Annotated in this window: 17 protein-coding genes; 6 read left to right on the forward strand and 11 right to left on the reverse strand. The window is 41.5% G+C overall.

The window, feature by feature from the left end; translation table 11 throughout:
• Positions 1-143: 143 nt before the first annotated feature.
• The 3 genes from PE36_RS08600 to phoB form a co-directional block, all read right to left on the reverse strand.
• Positions 144-1,121, reverse strand: a complete 978-nt coding sequence (locus PE36_RS08600; protein ID WP_006031611.1) for a PstS family phosphate ABC transporter substrate-binding protein — start codon at positions 1,119-1,121, stop codon at positions 144-146.
• Positions 1,122-1,400: 279 nt separating this feature from the next.
• Positions 1,401-2,699 (reverse strand): phosphate regulon sensor histidine kinase PhoR, encoded by a 1,299-nt coding sequence (gene phoR / locus PE36_RS08605; RefSeq protein WP_006031612.1) that lies wholly within the window; start codon positions 2,697-2,699, stop codon positions 1,401-1,403.
• 22 nt (positions 2,700-2,721) lie between these two features.
• Positions 2,722-3,408, reverse strand: coding sequence for a phosphate regulon transcriptional regulator PhoB (gene phoB, locus PE36_RS08610; RefSeq protein WP_006031613.1), 687 nt, complete (start codon positions 3,406-3,408; stop codon positions 2,722-2,724).
• Positions 3,409-3,796: 388 nt separating this feature from the next.
• On the opposite strand from phoB, the gene rdgC reads away from it, so the two are divergent.
• The 4 genes from rdgC to PE36_RS08630 all read left to right on the forward strand — a co-directional run bounded on the left by rdgC (position 3,797) and on the right by PE36_RS08630 (position 8,224).
• On the forward strand, positions 3,797-4,714 hold the full coding sequence (gene rdgC / locus PE36_RS08615; protein ID WP_006031614.1) for a recombination-associated protein RdgC: 918 nt from the start codon (positions 3,797-3,799) through the stop codon (positions 4,712-4,714).
• Between the two features lie 395 nt (positions 4,715-5,109).
• Positions 5,110-6,261: a sodium:phosphate symporter gene (locus tag PE36_RS08620; protein WP_006031615.1), complete on the forward strand. Its 1,152-nt coding sequence runs from the start codon at positions 5,110-5,112 to the stop codon at positions 6,259-6,261.
• A gap of 272 nt (positions 6,262-6,533) precedes the next feature.
• Positions 6,534-7,934, forward strand: a complete 1,401-nt coding sequence (gene yegQ / locus PE36_RS08625) for a tRNA 5-hydroxyuridine modification protein YegQ (protein ID WP_006031616.1) — start codon at positions 6,534-6,536, stop codon at positions 7,932-7,934.
• A gap of 26 nt (positions 7,935-7,960) precedes the next feature.
• A complete protein-coding gene (locus PE36_RS08630) occupies positions 7,961-8,224 on the forward strand; it encodes a YfhL family 4Fe-4S dicluster ferredoxin (protein WP_006031617.1) in 264 nt (87 codons plus the stop codon).
• 39 nt (positions 8,225-8,263) lie between these two features.
• Here PE36_RS08630 and rimJ read toward each other — a convergent pair whose 3' ends face one another.
• The 3 genes from rimJ to PE36_RS08645 form a co-directional block, all read right to left on the reverse strand.
• Positions 8,264-8,842: a ribosomal protein S5-alanine N-acetyltransferase gene (rimJ, locus tag PE36_RS08635; RefSeq protein ID WP_006031618.1), complete on the reverse strand. Its 579-nt coding sequence runs from the start codon at positions 8,840-8,842 to the stop codon at positions 8,264-8,266.
• 39 nt (positions 8,843-8,881) lie between these two features.
• Complete coding sequence (locus tag PE36_RS08640; RefSeq protein ID WP_006031619.1) at positions 8,882-9,460, reverse strand: NAD(P)H-dependent oxidoreductase; 579 nt, start codon at positions 9,458-9,460, stop codon at positions 8,882-8,884.
• A gap of 281 nt (positions 9,461-9,741) precedes the next feature.
• On the reverse strand, positions 9,742-10,269 hold the full coding sequence (locus PE36_RS08645) for an SCP2 domain-containing protein (RefSeq protein ID WP_006031620.1): 528 nt from the start codon (positions 10,267-10,269) through the stop codon (positions 9,742-9,744).
• Between the two features lie 173 nt (positions 10,270-10,442).
• On the opposite strand from PE36_RS08645, the gene PE36_RS08650 reads away from it, so the two are divergent.
• Positions 10,443-11,438: a peptidase U32 family protein gene (locus PE36_RS08650; protein WP_006031621.1), complete on the forward strand. Its 996-nt coding sequence runs from the start codon at positions 10,443-10,445 to the stop codon at positions 11,436-11,438.
• Positions 11,439-11,507: 69 nt separating this feature from the next.
• Positions 11,508-12,389, forward strand: a complete 882-nt coding sequence (locus tag PE36_RS08655; protein ID WP_006031622.1) for a U32 family peptidase — start codon at positions 11,508-11,510, stop codon at positions 12,387-12,389.
• 136 nt (positions 12,390-12,525) lie between these two features.
• Here PE36_RS08655 and nlpI read toward each other — a convergent pair whose 3' ends face one another.
• The 5 genes from nlpI to rbfA form a co-directional block, all read right to left on the reverse strand.
• Positions 12,526-13,416: a lipoprotein NlpI gene (gene nlpI, locus PE36_RS08660; protein WP_006031623.1), complete on the reverse strand. Its 891-nt coding sequence runs from the start codon at positions 13,414-13,416 to the stop codon at positions 12,526-12,528.
• Between the two features lie 83 nt (positions 13,417-13,499).
• Positions 13,500-15,617: a polyribonucleotide nucleotidyltransferase gene (gene pnp, locus PE36_RS08665; protein ID WP_006031624.1), complete on the reverse strand. Its 2,118-nt coding sequence runs from the start codon at positions 15,615-15,617 to the stop codon at positions 13,500-13,502.
• Between the two features lie 211 nt (positions 15,618-15,828).
• The gene (rpsO, locus tag PE36_RS08670; RefSeq protein WP_006031625.1) at positions 15,829-16,098 is read right to left on the reverse strand and encodes a 30S ribosomal protein S15; all 270 of its coding nucleotides are present in this window, start codon (positions 16,096-16,098) and stop codon (positions 15,829-15,831) included.
• Between the two features lie 217 nt (positions 16,099-16,315).
• The gene (gene truB, locus PE36_RS08675; protein ID WP_006031626.1) at positions 16,316-17,281 is read right to left on the reverse strand and encodes a tRNA pseudouridine(55) synthase TruB; all 966 of its coding nucleotides are present in this window, start codon (positions 17,279-17,281) and stop codon (positions 16,316-16,318) included.
• Positions 17,282-17,283: 2 nt separating this feature from the next.
• Positions 17,284-17,709, reverse strand: coding sequence for a 30S ribosome-binding factor RbfA (gene rbfA / locus PE36_RS08680; RefSeq protein WP_006031627.1), 426 nt, complete (start codon positions 17,707-17,709; stop codon positions 17,284-17,286).
• Positions 17,710-17,719: the final 10 nt, after the last annotated feature.

Here is a 17,719-nt window from a genome sequence, read left to right on the forward strand (position 1 = left end):
AAAATTTGCACCAAGATGGTGACAAAATGTGAGCAATGTATCATTTTGTGAGCAAGATCTCTAAACTCAGACATAGCAACAAACAGGCAGCAAAAAGCCCGCTACATAGCGGGCTTCGAATCATTTAACCTTAGTAACCAATATTACAGTGTAATACCCGCTTTCTTAAGATCTTTTGATGTTACTGAGTTCGGTAGTGGCACGTAACCATCTTTCGCTACGATTTTCTGACCTTGTTTCGATAACATGAATTTTAAGAACTCTGTTTGCATTGGTGATAATGACTTATTTGGGCTCTTGTTAACATAAACGTATAGGTAACGAGACAGTGGGTATTTACCTGATGCAGCGTTATCGAGTGATGCTTCAATGTAGTTCGTGCCTTTTTTCGCCAGTGGTACTGCACGTACGCCCGATGTTTTGTAACCGATACCAGAGTAACCGATTGCATTTAGCGATGATGATACCGACTGTACAACAGATGCTGAACCCGGTTGCTCATTGACGTTGTTTTTAAAATCACCTTTACACAGTGCTTTCTTCTTAAAGTAACCGTAAGTACCCGATACTGAGTTACGACCAAATAATTGGATATCACGCTCTGCCCAAGAACCTTGTAGGCCAAGTTCACCCCAACGTTCAACACGCTTAGCTTCACCACATTTTAGTGTGCTTGAGAAGATTGCATCGACATCAGCAATGTTTAAACCTTTAATCGGGTTATCTTTATGGACGAATACCGCAAGTGCATCGATAGCAACACGGATAGCGGTTGGCTTGTAACCATAACGTTTTTCAAACGCTTCTATTTCTTTAGACTTCATCTTACGGCTCATTGGACCGAATTGTGAAGTACCTTCAGTAAGTGCCGGTGGCGCAGTAGAAGAGCCAGCGGCTTGAATTTGAACGTTAACACTCGGGTAAGTATATTTGAATTCTTCAGCCCACAACGTCATCATGTTTGCTAATGTATCTGAACCAACTGTAGATAGATTACCTGAGATTCCGCTTACTTTTTTATATTCTGGTAATTTAGGGTCTAGACCTGCTGCAAATGCGCTTTGTGAAGCGATTGCTGTCATTGATATCCCTAATGCTACAACAATTTGTTTAATATTCATTTTTACTTCTCCAAGTATAATTTTTATTTTGTGTCTATGACTACAAGGTATATAAGCTTTGTATTTAGTGTCTACGACTACAAGTGATATAAGCTTTGTATTTAGTGTCTACGACTACAAGTGATATAAGCATGTATCTCGTTTCTGTGACTACAAGTATTCAATAAACTGATGACAATAATATGAATGAAACATGACGGTTTGATGACAGTGCGCAATTAATACTAAAAAACCCATCACAGCGGGATGGGTTTAATAACGAGGTTAAAGGCGATAACGTTAGTGACGTTTTACATAAAGAACCAAGGGTAGCGTAAAGCTAAAACAACTCCCTTCGTTTACTTTACTATCAATGTCCAACACGCTGTCATGATTGCTTAATACATGCTTCACAATCGACAAACCGATACCTGAACCACCAGAGTCACGTGAACGCGCATCATCAACACGATAAAAACGCTCAGTTAAATGATGCACATGCTCCGCAGAGATACCATCACCATTATCGGTCACGCTAAATGAGCCACCAGCAGACGTTTGTTTCCACTCAACGACAACTTTACCTTGTTCAGGTGTATAGCGTACCGCGTTGTAAATTAAGTTAGATACTGCACTGCGTAATTGCGATTCATCACCCATGGCAAACAACCCATGTTCGACATGGAATTCCACTTTTAAGGCTTTATCCGCCCCTAAAATTAATACTTCTTGCTCTAACATCGACAGCATAAACGGAATATCAACTTGCTTTTCAAAGTCGACCGCTTGTGCGGCTTCAATACGCGATAAGGCGAGCAGCTGATTTACTAATGAATCCATACGCGCCGTTTGTTCAGACATCACTTTATGCGCACGGGCAAACATTTTATCCCCCTCATCCGGTTCAAGCATTTCCAGATAACCCTTTAATACGGTTAACGGGGTACGTAATTCATGAGAAACATTGCCCATAAAATTACGTCTCACTTGTTCCAGTTGACGCAGTTCGGTGACATCACGAGCCACCAGCATCGATTGATCATCGGTATAAGTCATCACCCGAATTTCTAACGTCTTGGCATGATGGATTGGCGAGGTGATCTCTAACGGTTCTCGATAATCTTTGGAGTTTAAATATTGAATAAAATCCGGCGTTCGGATCAAATTACCAATATGTTGATGGGCATCTTCAGGCCATTTCAAGCCAATCATTTGTTGCGCTAATTTATTACACCACATAATAGAAAAATCCGTATCTAACGCCACCACCGCATCCGGCAAAGCCTCTGCACCTTCACGGAAACGGCGGATAACCATACGTAATTCTTTACGTTTACGCTTATGTCGTCGCTGCAAACGATAGATACCATTGAAAATAGATTCCCAACTGCCTTTACCTTCTGGTGGTGTCGCACTGCGCTCAACCCACAACCATTTATGCAATACATACTGACTACGATACAGAGCAATGACATTTACCACAGTGGCAATGAGTAAACTCAATGTAATGTTATCAATGATCAAACCAACAAGAAAAAACGGGATATACCAATAAACTAGTCGCCATAAGCCACTGACAAAAACATTCGTTTTATTCATATTGAAACTTCAACTCTCATGATTAACGTATCGAGAAGCGATAACCTGCACCACGCACGGTTTGTACATATTTGTCATGTTCACTCGGTGTTAATGCTTTACGTAGACGACGGATATGCACATCAACCGTACGGTCTTCAACATACACATTCATACCCCAAACATTATCTAATAACTGCTCTCGGCTATATACGCGTTCTGGATGAGTCATAAAAAAGTGTAATAATTTAAATTCAGTGGGACCAATATCAATCACGGTATCATTCGCTGAGACGCGATGAGCCACAGGATCAAGTTGTAAACCATGGATATCAATCACAGTATCTTGTGTCATAGGGGCAACGCGACGCATTACCGCATTTAAACGGGCAATCAATTCTTTTGGTGAAAATGGTTTGGTAATATAATCATCCGCGCCCACTTCCAAACCTTTAACCTTATCCTCTTCTTCACCACGTGCGGTTAACATCACCACCGGGATCGCGGATAAATGCGGTTGAGATTTCAGGTGTTTAATATATTTAATACCACTACCACCCGGTAACATCCAATCTAATAAGATTAAATTAGGGTAAGGTTCGACCAGCCGGTCTACCGCTTCGTTATAATCCCCTGCTTCGACAACATCAAATCCTTTTTGCTCTAACGCAAAACACAGCATTTCTCGGATCGCTAGTTCATCTTCAACTACTAAAATTCGCTTAGACACTTTGAATATCCTTTACTATTAGTCCCTTTATTAACTGTTGCCAGTCAGTAAAGTAATGATGAAAGACCCATTTATCTTCCGACTTTAACTGAAAGCAATTATCAGCTCAATATGTTTCAGAATTATTACATTAATGAATTTTTTATTAAAAATTAGCTTCATAGCTAATAAACGTCATAAATAAGGTATAAATATAACATTTAATTAAAGTGCTGATATTATTAATCAAAACTAGCTTTTCCATTATTCATTTATACTTTTAAATAACACCAATCAGTATTGGGTGAAAATGTTGATTGCTGCATGTTTAGCCAAGTGCCAAACTTGTATTTCCAACATCCTTGAGTATACTGGTTATCCAAACAGTTGATACCAAGGTCCTGCTATAATGTGGTTTAAAAACTTACTAATTTATCGTTTCACTCGTCCATTTGAATTAGATATTGAACAACTTGAAACCAAGTTAGCTGATTTTCCTTTTACCCCTTGCGGTAGCCAGGATTTATCCAAGTTCGGTTGGGTCAAGCCACTGGGTAAATCAGGTCAGGCTTTAACGCATGGCATTACAGATAACATCCTGATCTGTGCGAAAAAAGAAGACAAAGTATTACCAGCATCCGTTGTCAAAGACATGCTACAAGAAAAAGTTGATACGATTGAAGCAGAACAAGGCCGTGGTCTAAAGAAAAAAGAAAAAGATGCACTAAAAGAAGATATCGTTCATCAACTATTACCACGTGCATTCCCGCGCAGTAGCCAAACATTTGCTTGGATCTGTCCGTCACAAAACTTATTAGTGGTTGATGCATCAAGCGCGAAAAAAGCCGAAGACCTCATTGCTTTATTACGTAAGTGTGTCGGTAGCCTACCCGTTGTGCCTGTTGCTTTAACGACACCAGCAGATATAACCATGACCGAATGGTTAAATAGCGGCAGTGCGGCACCGGGTTTTGAATTAGGTGACGAAGCTGAATTACGCTCTGCACTTGAACATGGCGGCATTATCCGTTGTAAAGAACAAGACTTAACCAGTGAAGAGATCAAACACCATCTTAACGCAGATAAATTAGTCACTAAATTAGCCCTAGACTGGAGTGAGTCACTGTCTTTCTTACTTGGCGAAGACATGTCGGTAAAACGTCTTAAATTTAGTGATCTCATCAGAGAACAAAATGATGATGTTGCAACCGATGATTACGCAGCTAAATTTGATGCCGACTTTGCCTTAATGACTGGCGAGTTAATGCGCTTTATCCCAGACCTGATCACAGCATTAGGCGGCGAAGAAGCAACCACATCAAAATAATAATGCACGCTTGCAGTATACAGGTTTCTGTATACTGCATCTTCAACCAAACATGCTCAGCCTAGCGCTCTCATTTGCTATTCTTTAATTCAATTTCTATTTTATTCCCTATCCCCCCCATTTTGACCACACAATTAACATAACAAGACTGTCACAATTGCTATTTATGGCCTATAAAAGCCAACAAAACAGTCCATTCGCACATCAAGCCACACTAATACAAAAAATAAACACGACAAATTAATAAATATAAAACAGTAGCTTAAATAGTAATGCTAAATTTTTATGACATTAAGAATTCACTGTAATATTTCTGTCACATAACTTTGTTTTAATCCCCCTCGTCAACTAATTAAACAATCTGTCATTTGATACAGATAAAATGGTATTTAGAGATGAAAAATAACGAAGCAATTGAATTAAACCCAAGCATGATGAAAAAAATATTTAGCTGGGTAAGTGTAGCCGCATTGGTATACTTAGTGCTAGTTGCAGTATCTACGGTGAGCGGAGGTTTCAAAATGTTCTCCGGTGGTAGCGCTGGTGCAGAACAAATTTTCGCTTTCGCAACCAATCCATTTGTAGCCTTATTATTAGGTATCCTAGTAACAGCATTAGTACAGTCTTCAAGTACAGTAACATCAGTAATCGTTGGCCTAGTAGCCGGTGGCTTACCAATCTCAATCGCAATTCCGATGGTGATGGGTGCCAATATGGGCACGACAATCACCAATACCTTTGTCAGCATGGGTCATATCCGAGACAAAGAAGAGTTCCAGCGTGCATTTAGTGCGGCAACTGTACATGATTTCTTTAACATTCTTGCCGTTGCTATCTTCCTACCACTAGAAATTGCCTTTGGTATGCTTGAAAAAATGGCAACTTACCTAGCCGAGTTCTTTGTTGGTGGTAGCAGCTTAAGCATTAAAGAATTCAACTTTATTAAACCGTTAACAAAACCTGCGGTAAACCAAATTAAAGAACTTGCATCCGCATTACCATTCGAAAGCAGCACAACGGGGCTGGTTATGGTATTCATCGGTATCTTCATGATTGGCTTCTCGGTGACCTTCCTGGGCAAAGTATTAAAAGCTGTGATGGTTGGTCGTGCTAAAGCCGTGTTACACAATGCTATTGGTCGCGGTCCAATCGGTGGTATTCTATCGGGTACAGCGGTAACCGTGATGGTGCAATCATCATCAACAACAACCAGCTTGATGATCCCACTAGCGGGTAGCGGCGTGTTTACCACACGTCAGATTTTCCCATTCACCTTGGGTGCGAATATCGGCACCACAATTACCGCATTACTGGCAGCAACATCAATCAGTGGTGATACAGCCCAACTAGCAATGACTATTGCACTGGTACACGTTATGTTTAACGTATTCGCAGTCGCGCTTATTTACGGTATCCCAGTACTACGTGAGATTCCAATTAAGTGTGCAGAAGCATTAGCACGCCAAGGTACTGAAAATAAATTCATCGCTTTTGGTTATGTCATTGGTGCCTTCTTCGCACTACCTGGCCTGATGATTATATTCTAGAGAATACAATGACAGATAATGGTGATGACGATTAATCACCATTAAACTTTCAAGATTAAAAAGCTCAGACTTGCTCTGAGCTTTTTTTGTTTCCGACTTTGACATCACTATCTTGCCCCCCTCCCTTGCAAATATCAGTAACCACTCTCGAGCACGATTAAATAAAAGCTGATCCAGATCAAGGTCAGATCCACAGCCAACACGTAGAATCGCGAACCTTGATGCCCTTAGGGTATTCCCTGACTTGAACTCAGACAAAAATTGAGGTTGACATGTTTACTCCAGAATTACTTTCCCCTGCAGGTTCACTAAAGAACATGCGCTATGCTTTCGCTTACGGTGCAGATGCTGTGTACGCTGGCCAACCACGCTATAGCCTACGTGTTCGTAACAATGAATTTAGCTTAGAAAACCTAGAAATTGGTATCAATGAAGCACACGCACTTGGTAAGCAATTCTATGTGGTTTGTAATATCCAACCTCATAACTCAAAGTTAAAAACCTTCATCCGTGATTTAACGCCGATCATCGCCATGCAGCCTGACGCAATAATCATGTCTGATCCCGGTCTGATCATGATGGTGCGTGAAGCTTTCCCGGATATGGTTATTCACCTGTCAGTACAAGCAAACGCAGTGAACTGGGCAACGGTAAAATTCTGGTATACCCAAGGCATCAAGCGGGTGATCTTATCGCGTGAATTATCCCTTGATGAAATTGAAGATATTCGTTTCCACTGCCCTGACATGGAAATCGAAGTATTTGTGCATGGCGCACTGTGCATGGCTTACTCGGGTCGCTGCCTGCTGTCTGGTTACATTAACAAACGCGATCCGAACCAAGGTTCATGCACTAACTCATGTCGTTGGAAATACGATGCCCATGAGGCCACCGAAAATGAAAACGGTGATATTGTGGCAACCAACCCAGAAATTTATATACCAGAAACTAAGTCACCAGAGACTAAATCACCAGAAACTGAGTCACCAGCGCCGACATTAGGTAAAGGTAAACCGACCGACCAAATCTTCTTATTACAAGAACAAGGTCGTCCAAATGAATATATGCCTGCGTTTGAAGATGAGCATGGTACGTACATCATGAACTCAAAAGACCTGCGTGCGATCCAACACGTTGAACGTCTGACTAAAATGGGCGTACATTCATTAAAAATTGAAGGTCGTACTAAATCGTACTACTACTGTGCGCGTACCGCACAAGTATATAAACAAGCGATTAATGATGCTGTTGCAGGCCGTGACTTTGATCCCTCGCTATTGGGAACACTAGAACACCTTGCACACCGTGGTTATACCGAAGGTTTCTTAAGCCGTCATACCCACGATGCATACCAAAACTACGATTACGGTTATTCAATCAGTGAAACCCAGCAATTTGTCGGTGAGTTCAATGGTCGTAACGATAAAGGCCTTGCTGAAGTGATCGTGAAGAACAAATTCTTAGTGGGTGACTCATTAGAATTAATGACACCACAAGGTAACATGACCTTCAAGCTGGAAGAATTAGAAAACCGTAAAGGTGAAGCAATGGACGTTGCGCCAGGTTCTGGCCACATTGTTTACTTGCCAGTACCAGAAGAAGTCACACTGGATCACGCATTGTTAATGCGTAACTTTCATAACAGTGAAGATACGCGTAACCCGCATAAATAATCCATTAGGAAAGAAGACATAACCTTATGGCATTATTAATTAATGATAAGTGTATTAACTGTGACATGTGTGATCCGGAGTGCCCGAATGGTGCAATCACCTTTGGCGCGAAGATTTATGAAATCGACCCGCTGTTATGTACCGAGTGCGTGGGACATTATGATAAACCGACCTGTAAAACTGTTTGCCCGATTAACTGCATAATTACCGATCCGAATTATGTCGAAAAAGAGGAAGCATTATGGGAAAAATTTGTCATGATCCAAGAAGCGATAAAAGCCGCACGCTAATCATAGTGTAGCCTGGGTATAAAAACTAAAACTGCGAGCTTATAGCTCGCCGTTTTTCGCTGACCAATCTTCATGCAGTAATGCCGTTAATACATGGTCTTGCCAGCTTCCGGCAATCCTAAGATATTTTCGAGCATACCCTTCTCGTTCAAAACCAAGTCGCTGTAATAACGCACCGCTACGCTCATTGGCCGGAATATAATTGGCCATGACGCGATTAAGGCCCATATTTTCAAACATGAAAGCTAAACAGCTTTGCAAAAACTCGACCATCAGCCCCTGCCCTTCATAAGCCTTGGAAATTGAATAACCGAGATAACAGGACTTGAACACACCTTGAATAATATTACTAAAATTGGCCACCGCGACGATCTCAGATTTATCCGGCGTCAAAGCGATAAAGTTGATCGCACTGGCATCATTAAATTCCGCATGAATTTGCTGAATACGTAATGTCCACCAACGCAATGTATAATAAACGTCACTACGAATCGGCTCCCAAGGTGCAAGATGAACTTGATTACGAGCATAATACAGGCATAATTTTTCAGCATCACTCGCCATCGCCACTCGGATAACTAAACGCTCAGTAACAAATTGGGGAAATTTTGATAACATCCAACACCTCAGCCAAACTAGATCAACACTAGATAAAAACTAAGCGAGATGTAACCGTGCTGCAGATAATAAACCACCATTATCAACCAGCTGCTTCATCAAGCCTAAATTAGCCAGTATACGTTCTACTAATGGTGTTTCAAATGGATAATAAGTTTCTTTGCAATTATTCACCGAATCGATAGTCGCGACAATAAAATGTTCCAAGATCAAGCAAGTGCGATTTTTACTAAAATTGGCCATTGATAGCTCTGTTGGTGAATAAGCCCCACGGCAATTACTACCAACACGTAGTACCACACTGGGTAATAAAGATAAATTGTCACTTTCACAAAAGGCATAGAAGTTATCTAGGCTTTCTTCTTCCCACTCAGGACTAACAATAATAATCGCATCTGCGAGTCGCATTAATTCAGCGGTTTCCTGCCATTCGTCTTGCCAGTCGGCAATTTCATGTTTTAATGCTTTATCCCAAATAGGCAAAGCCACTTTAACAAAATCCAATAAATTCACTTTCTTAAACAATTGGGACTGCTGGGCTAATTGTAATACAGACTGTGCAACCTTGATGGTTGTCGACCGATTTCGAGTACTACCACTAATAACAACTAGTCTCACCTTATGCTCCTTGCATGAAAGACACTCACAACTGAGTTATGCCTATATCCGTATGGCATTTATACCCAAGTTATTTCAACATGCTTGGATATACATTAATCTATTGATGATATGAGGGAAGCATCCATAAGGTCTATAGCGATCGCGCAAAGCAATACTATAACCATACTAAGGCATGGTACTAAAGAGTAAATAGGAATGAGTATGAAGCGAATACCCACTTCGCCATCGCCATGGCAGTAAATAACAGTCAATGACAAAGTTGAGTATTCAGTCTGTGTTTATGCCGTTACTTTACCTTTCACGGTACTACTTAGTACTGGCTCAGCTAAACCTTGCTGAATAAACTCAGCAACATAAGCCAGTAATGTTGTTACCGCTTTTGGTAGTTCATCCAGATCAAAACTATCCAGCATGTTTTTTACTTCAAGGCCAAGTTCGGTATCGCCTTCGATTTTTAAACGACGCTGAAAAAATAACGTATCCGGGTCTTCTTTACGTGCGGTAATGAGCACTAATTCATTTATGTTACCTTTAAAGCTAACATCTACCGAGGCTGCATTGGGTGCAATAACCAGCTTATTGTCTACGCAACTAATAAACCAATTAATGCCTAAGTCAGTAATTTCAACCTGTAACCATTTTTTCTCAAGAAACTCAAACTCATCATCCGCTAGCGCTTCAGCAAATACTCTATTCAATACCTGTGATAGTACTTTCTCTTGCAGTGAAAACGGTAATACTTTAGCTGGGATCGCTAATAATCCAGGTACAGTATGTACCAACTTACGGTGTAGAGTATGTAACATCAGGGTCTAGTCCTTGCATAAAAAAACTATTTTAGCGTGCCATTGGCGAACATATCCTAAGCAAAGTCAATTTAAAGTAAATTAACTCAGATAATCCTGCCCTAAATCAAATCCAATAAAACATCGATGCCTTACAATTTTTACCAATATTCATCGTTCAAGATACTATAACAATGGAATTACTCTGCCCTGCTGGTAATTTACCGGCCCTAAAAACCGCTGTTGATCATGGCGCTGACGCAGTTTATATCGGTTTTAAAGACGATACTAATGCCCGCCATTTTGCCGGATTAAACTTTACCGATAAGAAACTCGACAAAGCAGTCGACTATATCCGCAGTCACAATCGCCACTTACACGTCGCGATCAATACCTTTGCTCACCCAGGTAAACTAGAACGTTGGCAACGTGCGGTTGACCGCTGCGCAGACATGGGCGTCGATGCTGCCATAATTTCAGATATTGCTGTGCTTGATTATGCCACCAAAAAACATCCCGATTTAGAATTGCATTTATCCGTGCAAGCCTCGGCAACGAATGTTGAAGCAATTAACTTTTATACCAATAATTTTAATGTCAGCCGGGTGGTATTACCGCGCGTATTGTCGATCCATCAAGTAAAGCAGTTAGCGCGTAATACCGATGTTGAATTAGAAGTTTTTGCCTTTGGTAGCTTATGCATCATGGCCGAAGGCCGCTGCTATTTATCATCCTATTTAACTGGCGAATCACCGAATACGGTTGGCGCTTGCTCACCAGCAAAATATGTCCGCTGGGAAGAAACAGAGCAAGGCTTAGAATCACGTTTAAACGGCATATTGATTGATCGTTACCAACCGGAAGAGAAAACCGGCTACCCGACACTTTGTAAAGGTCGCTTTAATGTTGATGGCAAAGTTTTTCATGCTTTAGAAGAACCAACCAGCTTAAATACCCTTGAATTAGTGCCGGAACTGGCACAAGCCAATATTGCGGCAGTGAAAATTGAAGGTCGCCAGCGTAGTCCAGCCTATACTGAACAAGTGACTAAAGTATGGCGTGCTGCGCTTGATCGCTACCAACAAAACCCAGAAAAATATCAGGTTGAAGCCGCTTGGAATAGACAACTCGATCGGCTTTCTGAAGGCACCAGTACCACGCTAGGCGCCTACCACAGGGATTGGCAATAACCTATATTTGCAAGAACCGTTACGGGTAACAACTTAAACTGGCAACCACAGTCAGCAGCGAGAATAAACATGAAATACGCATTAGGGCCAATCTTATATTATTGGCCAAAACAACAAGTTGAAGATTTCTACGCAGCCGCAATGAATTCACAGGCTGATATTATTTATCTTGGTGAAACAATTTGCAGTAAACGCCGAGAACTGAAACCCAAAGACTGGCTAGGACTAGCGAAAGAGATTGCCGATTCTGGTAAGCAAGTCGTGATCTCAACCATGGCATTACTCGAAGCGCCATCCGAGGTCAATATACTGCGTAAATACTGTGAAAATGGTGACTTTATTGTTGAAGCGAATGATTTTGGCGCGATCAATTTATTAGCTGAAGCCAAAACCCCCTTTGTCTGTGGCCACGCGCTTAATGTCTATAACGCACAAGTATTGCAGCTACTCGTGAATAAAGGCATGCAGCGTTGGGTCATGCCGGTTGAGTTATCGCGAGATTGGTTAGTACAATTACAAGAAGACAGCAGAATACTCAATATCCGTGATCAATTTGAAATCGAAGTATTTGCCCATGGTCACTTACCACTGGCCTACTCTGCACGCTGCTTTACCGCCCGTTCAGAAAACAGAGCAAAAGATGATTGCGAACTTTGCTGTATTAATCACGCCAATGGCAAACCCGTCTATAGCCAGGACAATAAAGAACTGTTTACCATTAATGGCATTCAAACCATGTCAGGTTACAAATATAACCTGTTAAATGATGTGGCAAGCATGCTCGATTTAGTCGATGTGGTACGTGTCAGTCCGCTAGGAGATTCAGCGTTTCAGACCCTAGATCAATTTAAACAAGCGGCAGAGCAAGACATTAAGTTCGACTTGCAGTTAGATCGGGAATGTAATGGTTATTGGCATCAGATTGCCGGATTCGATACGGTGACTAGCTAACCCCACCCTAGCCCTCCCCTTAAAAAAAAGGGAGGGAACAGAGAACTTAGCTCCTCCGCCTTACTTTAAGTAGGAGGCAGAGAACTTGCTCCTCCCCTTTAACTTCAAGGGGGAGGCTGGGAGGGGGTTTATCTTATTAACTATTATTTGCTAATCTCAATAACTCTAGACGTGCATAACCATGCTCGATAAATTCATACACATTATTGCTTAATGCTAATTTGAAATAGCTTGCTGCCGCGCGATCATCATTCATCAATACTTTGTACTTACCAAGATAAAAGTAGGTTTCGGTTAAACGATGCGCGAGTATTTTGTTATAACTCGGGTCATTCTCATCTAACCCATCAAGTAACTTGTCCAATAATTCTGTTTCATTTATCGCTTGGCTATAGAGCGCAACAATATTCCATGACCAAATGTCATCAATATGTTGATTATAACGCCCTTGAACTGATTTTAACGCGTCATCAGCATTAACTTGGTATTCTGGGTAATATAACCATAGCGTTCTAAATGGGTCGTTAGGCGCTTCATTATAAGCACTAACAAGATCATCAATCGCTAATGAATAGCGTTCGCCATAATACAGCGCAATACCGCGATTGAGTAATACATAATTATTATCAGGATCTAACTGGGCAATTGAATCATAAGCATCAAATGCTTCATCAAACTGCTCGGTTTGGGTCATATACAAGCCAATAAAATTATAAGCAGGCACAAAGTCAGGTTGTAAGGTTAATGAACGTTGAAAGTCAGCGTGTGCCAGTGAACGTAGTCCCATGCTATCCGCCAATAAACCACGTTCATAAAAATAGCGTGCTTGACGACTACGATCGTCTTTGGCATCAAGAATAAGCTGACTATAACGCATCAACATAATTTCGGTTTGATAATTAACTTGTAGTGGTTCAGCAAGGACTAGCTCAGAGGGCGTGCGAATATCTGCAGAGAAAGGCCCTGATAATGAGCTACAGCCAGAAAGTAAGGCTACAGAAATGAATAAACTTAAACATCTTTTCATAATTAAACCACTTATTTTTTTACAGATATAAAAAAGGAGCGTATCAACGCTCCTTAAAATAATCAATCTAAATAAACAACAAGTTATTCGCTAACTGGTTGCTCAGCAGGCGCTGCAGGAGCGTCCATTGCTTCTTTAATACTTAGACGGATACGACCTTGACGGTCTACTTCTAGAACTTTAACTTTAACTACTTGTTCTACAGACAGGTGATCTGCAACTTTGTTCACACGTTCTTGCGTAATTTGCGAGATATGAACTAAGCCATCTTTACCAGGTAAGATGTTAACAAATGCGCCGAAGTCAGCTAGACGTACAACTTTACCTTCGTAGATTTGACCAACTTCAACTTCCGCTGTTAGTTGGTGAATACGTTCGATTGCTGCTTGTGCTTGTTCGTTGCTTGTCGCTGCAATTTTCACTGTACCATCATCTTCGATTTCGATCGTAGTACCAGTTTCTTCAGTAAGAGCACGGATTGTTGCGCCACCTTTACCGATGATGTCTTTGATCTTGTCCGTGCTGATTTTGATTGTATGAATACGCGGTGCGAATTCAGATACGTCATCACGGTTAGTTGCGATAGCTTGATCCATCACACTTAAGATGTGTAGACGTGCAGCTTTTGCTTGTACAAGCGCTTTCTGCATGATGTCTTTAGTGATACCTTCAATTTTGATATCCATCTGTAGTGCAGTGATACCAGCACTTGAACCAGCAACTTTAAAGTCCATGTCACCTAAGTGATCTTCATCACCAAGGATGTCTGAAAGAATAACGCTACGGTCGCCGTCAAGTACTAGACCCATTGCGATACCCGCAACAGAAGCCTTGATTGGTACACCAGCATCCATAAGTGCTAACGAAGTACCACATACAGAAGCCATTGAGCTTGAACCGTTAGATTCAGTAATTTCAGATACAACACGTACTGTGTACGGGAATTCATCTGCGTTTGGCATAACAGCTAAAACACCACGTTTCGCTAGACGACCGTGACCAATTTCACGACGTTTAGGCGAACCAACCATACCAGTTTCACCAACACAGTAAGGAGGGAAGTTGTAGTGCATTAGGAAGCGATCAATCGTTTCGCCAGTTAGACTGTCGATACGTTGTGCATCACGTTCTGTACCTAGTGTTGCAGTTACTAACGCTTGCGTTTCGCCACGTGTGAATAGTGCGCTACCGTGTGTACGTGGTAGAACGCCAGTCATTACGCTTAGTGCACGGATCATTTCTGGATCACGACCATCAATACGTGGCTCGCCATCTAGAATACGGTTACGTACGATGTTTTTTTCTAAAGAAGCAAGTAACTCACCCGCTTCACGCGTGTTTAGCTCTGCATTTTCTTCTTGAAGTTTAGCGATTACTGCTGACTTGATGCCACCAACTTTAGCGTAACGTTCAGTTTTTTCTTGGATTTGGTATGCTTCAGCAAGGTCGCCTGATGCTAGTTCAGCGATTTTCGCTTTAAGCTCAGTATTTACTACTGGTGCAGTCCAATCCCATTTTGGTGTATTAACTTCTGCTGCAAATTCTTTAATCGCTTCGATAACAACTTGCATTTGCTCGTGGCCATACATAACCGCGCCTAGCATTTGTTCTTCGCTAAGAATTTCAGCTTCAGACTCAACCATCAATACTGCATTTTCAGTACCGGCAACAACGAGGTCTAGTTGGCTTTCTGCTAACTCAGATGTTGATGGGTTAAGAATGTATTCGTCATTTTGGAAACCGATACGTGCAGCACCAATTGGGCCATTGAACGGCATACCAGAGATACTTAATGCCGCTGAAACACCAATTAATGCAACCAAATCAGGTTGGATTTCTGGGTTAACAGATACAACAGTAGCGACTACTTGTACTTCATTTTTGAAGCCAGCAGGAAATAGTGGACGGATTGGACGGTCGATAAGGCGACAAGTTAATGTCTCGCCTTCACTTGGACGGCCTTCACGTTTAAAGAAGCCACCAGGGATCTTACCTGCAGCGTAAGTACGTTCTTGGTAATTCACTGTTAGCGGGAAGAAATCACGACCAGCTTCAGCTTGTTTTTTACCAACAACACTTACTAAAACAGAAGTATCACCGATGCTTGCCATTACAGCTGCTGTTGCTTGACGTGCAATAACACCTGTTTCTAATGTAACTGTATGTTGACCATACTTAAACGATTTTACGATAGGATTCACTCTTTGTCCTTAATCTTTAATGTCTCTTTAATTTCGTCGCTAAGTATACTGCATAAAAAAATTAAAGGGCAATGTAAGTATTGGAAATAGTGAAATAAGTTGGAAAATAATTTGAAGAGGAAAAGTTTGCAGGCAAATTTAAAAACAAAAAGGAGCCAATTTGGCTCCTTTCTTATAATCTGTTGTCCGTAGACGTCAAATTAATTGTCGATTAACGACGTAGACCTAGACGAGCAATAAGGTCTGCATAACGTACGTTTTCAGTACGTTTTAGGTAATCAAGAAGTTTACGACGGCTAGCAACCATACGTAGTAGACCACGACGGCTGTGGTGATCGTGGATGTGCTTCTTGAAGTGACCTTGAAGGTGGTTGATTTGTGCAGTTAGTAGTGCAACTTGAACTTCAGTTGAACCAGTGTCGCCTTCTTGGCGTGCGAAATCTGCAACGATAGCTGCTTTAGCTTCAGCGTTTAATGACATAGTGGAGTCTCCAATATAGATAAATAGCTCATAGCCGACCACTCGTTCAGCTATAAGAAGAACCGCGGAGTATACAGAGGTCAGATAATTCCTGCAATCATTTTCATCGATCAATTTACAAACGAATATGACGCATAGAAAGTCGTATAAAAAAGGCACTATTACCTGGGTAATAGTGCCTTTTTTCGCATGCATTAATCATCACTGAATAATGAATTTATTTTGGTTCGCGCGCCTGCGTTTCGTAATTAACAATACGCTTCGGAGCGACTCGCCCTTGGTCATCAATACTACCAACGCCAATGAAAGTACGCTCATCACCAACCGTCATACGGACTAAGCCAGATTCTGGTGTATTAGGAATGACAACAGGTTGCCCGTGTAATACAAAACCGCCAGTTTCGTCACTCATGTTCGCTTCCGGTAAGTGACTTACCGCTGAATCAAGTGGCAACAGTAATGGATCAAGCACATCTTTCGGCTCAATACCCTCTGCTTTCGCTTGCTCAACCATCTCTTCCAGCTTTTCAAACGTGATCATACGATCTGCTGGATAAGCGCTAACACCAATACGACGTAGCATAGTCACGTGTGCACCACAGCCTAATAGCTCACCTAGGTCATCCACGATAGTACGGATATAAGTACCCTTACTCACGTGGATTTCTAGATTAACTTCATCATTTTCATAACTTAATAATTTAAGTTCAAAAACCGAAATTGGACGCGATGGACGATCGATAAAGATGCCTTGACGCGCATACCAGTACAAAGGTTTGCCTTCGTGCTTCAATGCCGAAAACATTGACGGTACTTGCTCGGTGTCACCACGGAAAGTATCAAGAGCTATCAATAACTCAGCATCGCTTACGTTGACTGCCCGTGTTTGCACGATCTCACCATCAGAATCTGATGTATCTGTACGTTCACCCAGTTTTGCGGTTACTAAGTAACGCTTATCTGAATCAAGTAAGAACTGTGAGAACTTGGTTGCTTCACCAAAACATAACGGTAGCATACCGGTAGCAAGTGGATCTAAGGCGCCAGTGTGGCCTGCTTTCGCGGCAAAGAAAATTTTCTTCACACGCTGTAATGCATCGTTTGAGCTTATGCCTGTCGGTTTATCCAACAAGAATACACCGTGTACATCACGGCCGTTCCATCGACGACGACGTGCAGACATGACTAAGACTCTCCTTCAGCAGTGTCTTTGTCATCACCTTTGGTTCCAAATTCTTCTTGCAACTTTTTGTCTTTAGCACGTACTTCAGTTACGAGGCTTGACAGACGCATACCTTCAACCAGTGTGTTGTCATAGATAAAGCGCAGTTCAGGCACAATACGTAGCTTCATTGCACTACCCACTAACGAGCGGATATAACCACTTGCTGCTGTTAATGCGGCGATACCTTCTTTGACACGATCTTCATCGTTATCAATATTGAAAAAAGTAACATACACTTTTGCATACGACAGATCACGAGACAGATCAATGCTCGATACCGTTACCATACCGATACGTGGATCTTTAACTTCACGCTGTAAAATACGTGCAACTTCTTGTTGTAATTGCTGTGCAACACGACGAGAACGACTGAATTCTTTTGCCATTTTTAAATTC

Source organism: Moritella sp. PE36 (genome assembly GCF_000170855.1).
GTDB lineage: Bacteria > Pseudomonadota > Gammaproteobacteria > Enterobacterales > Moritellaceae > Moritella.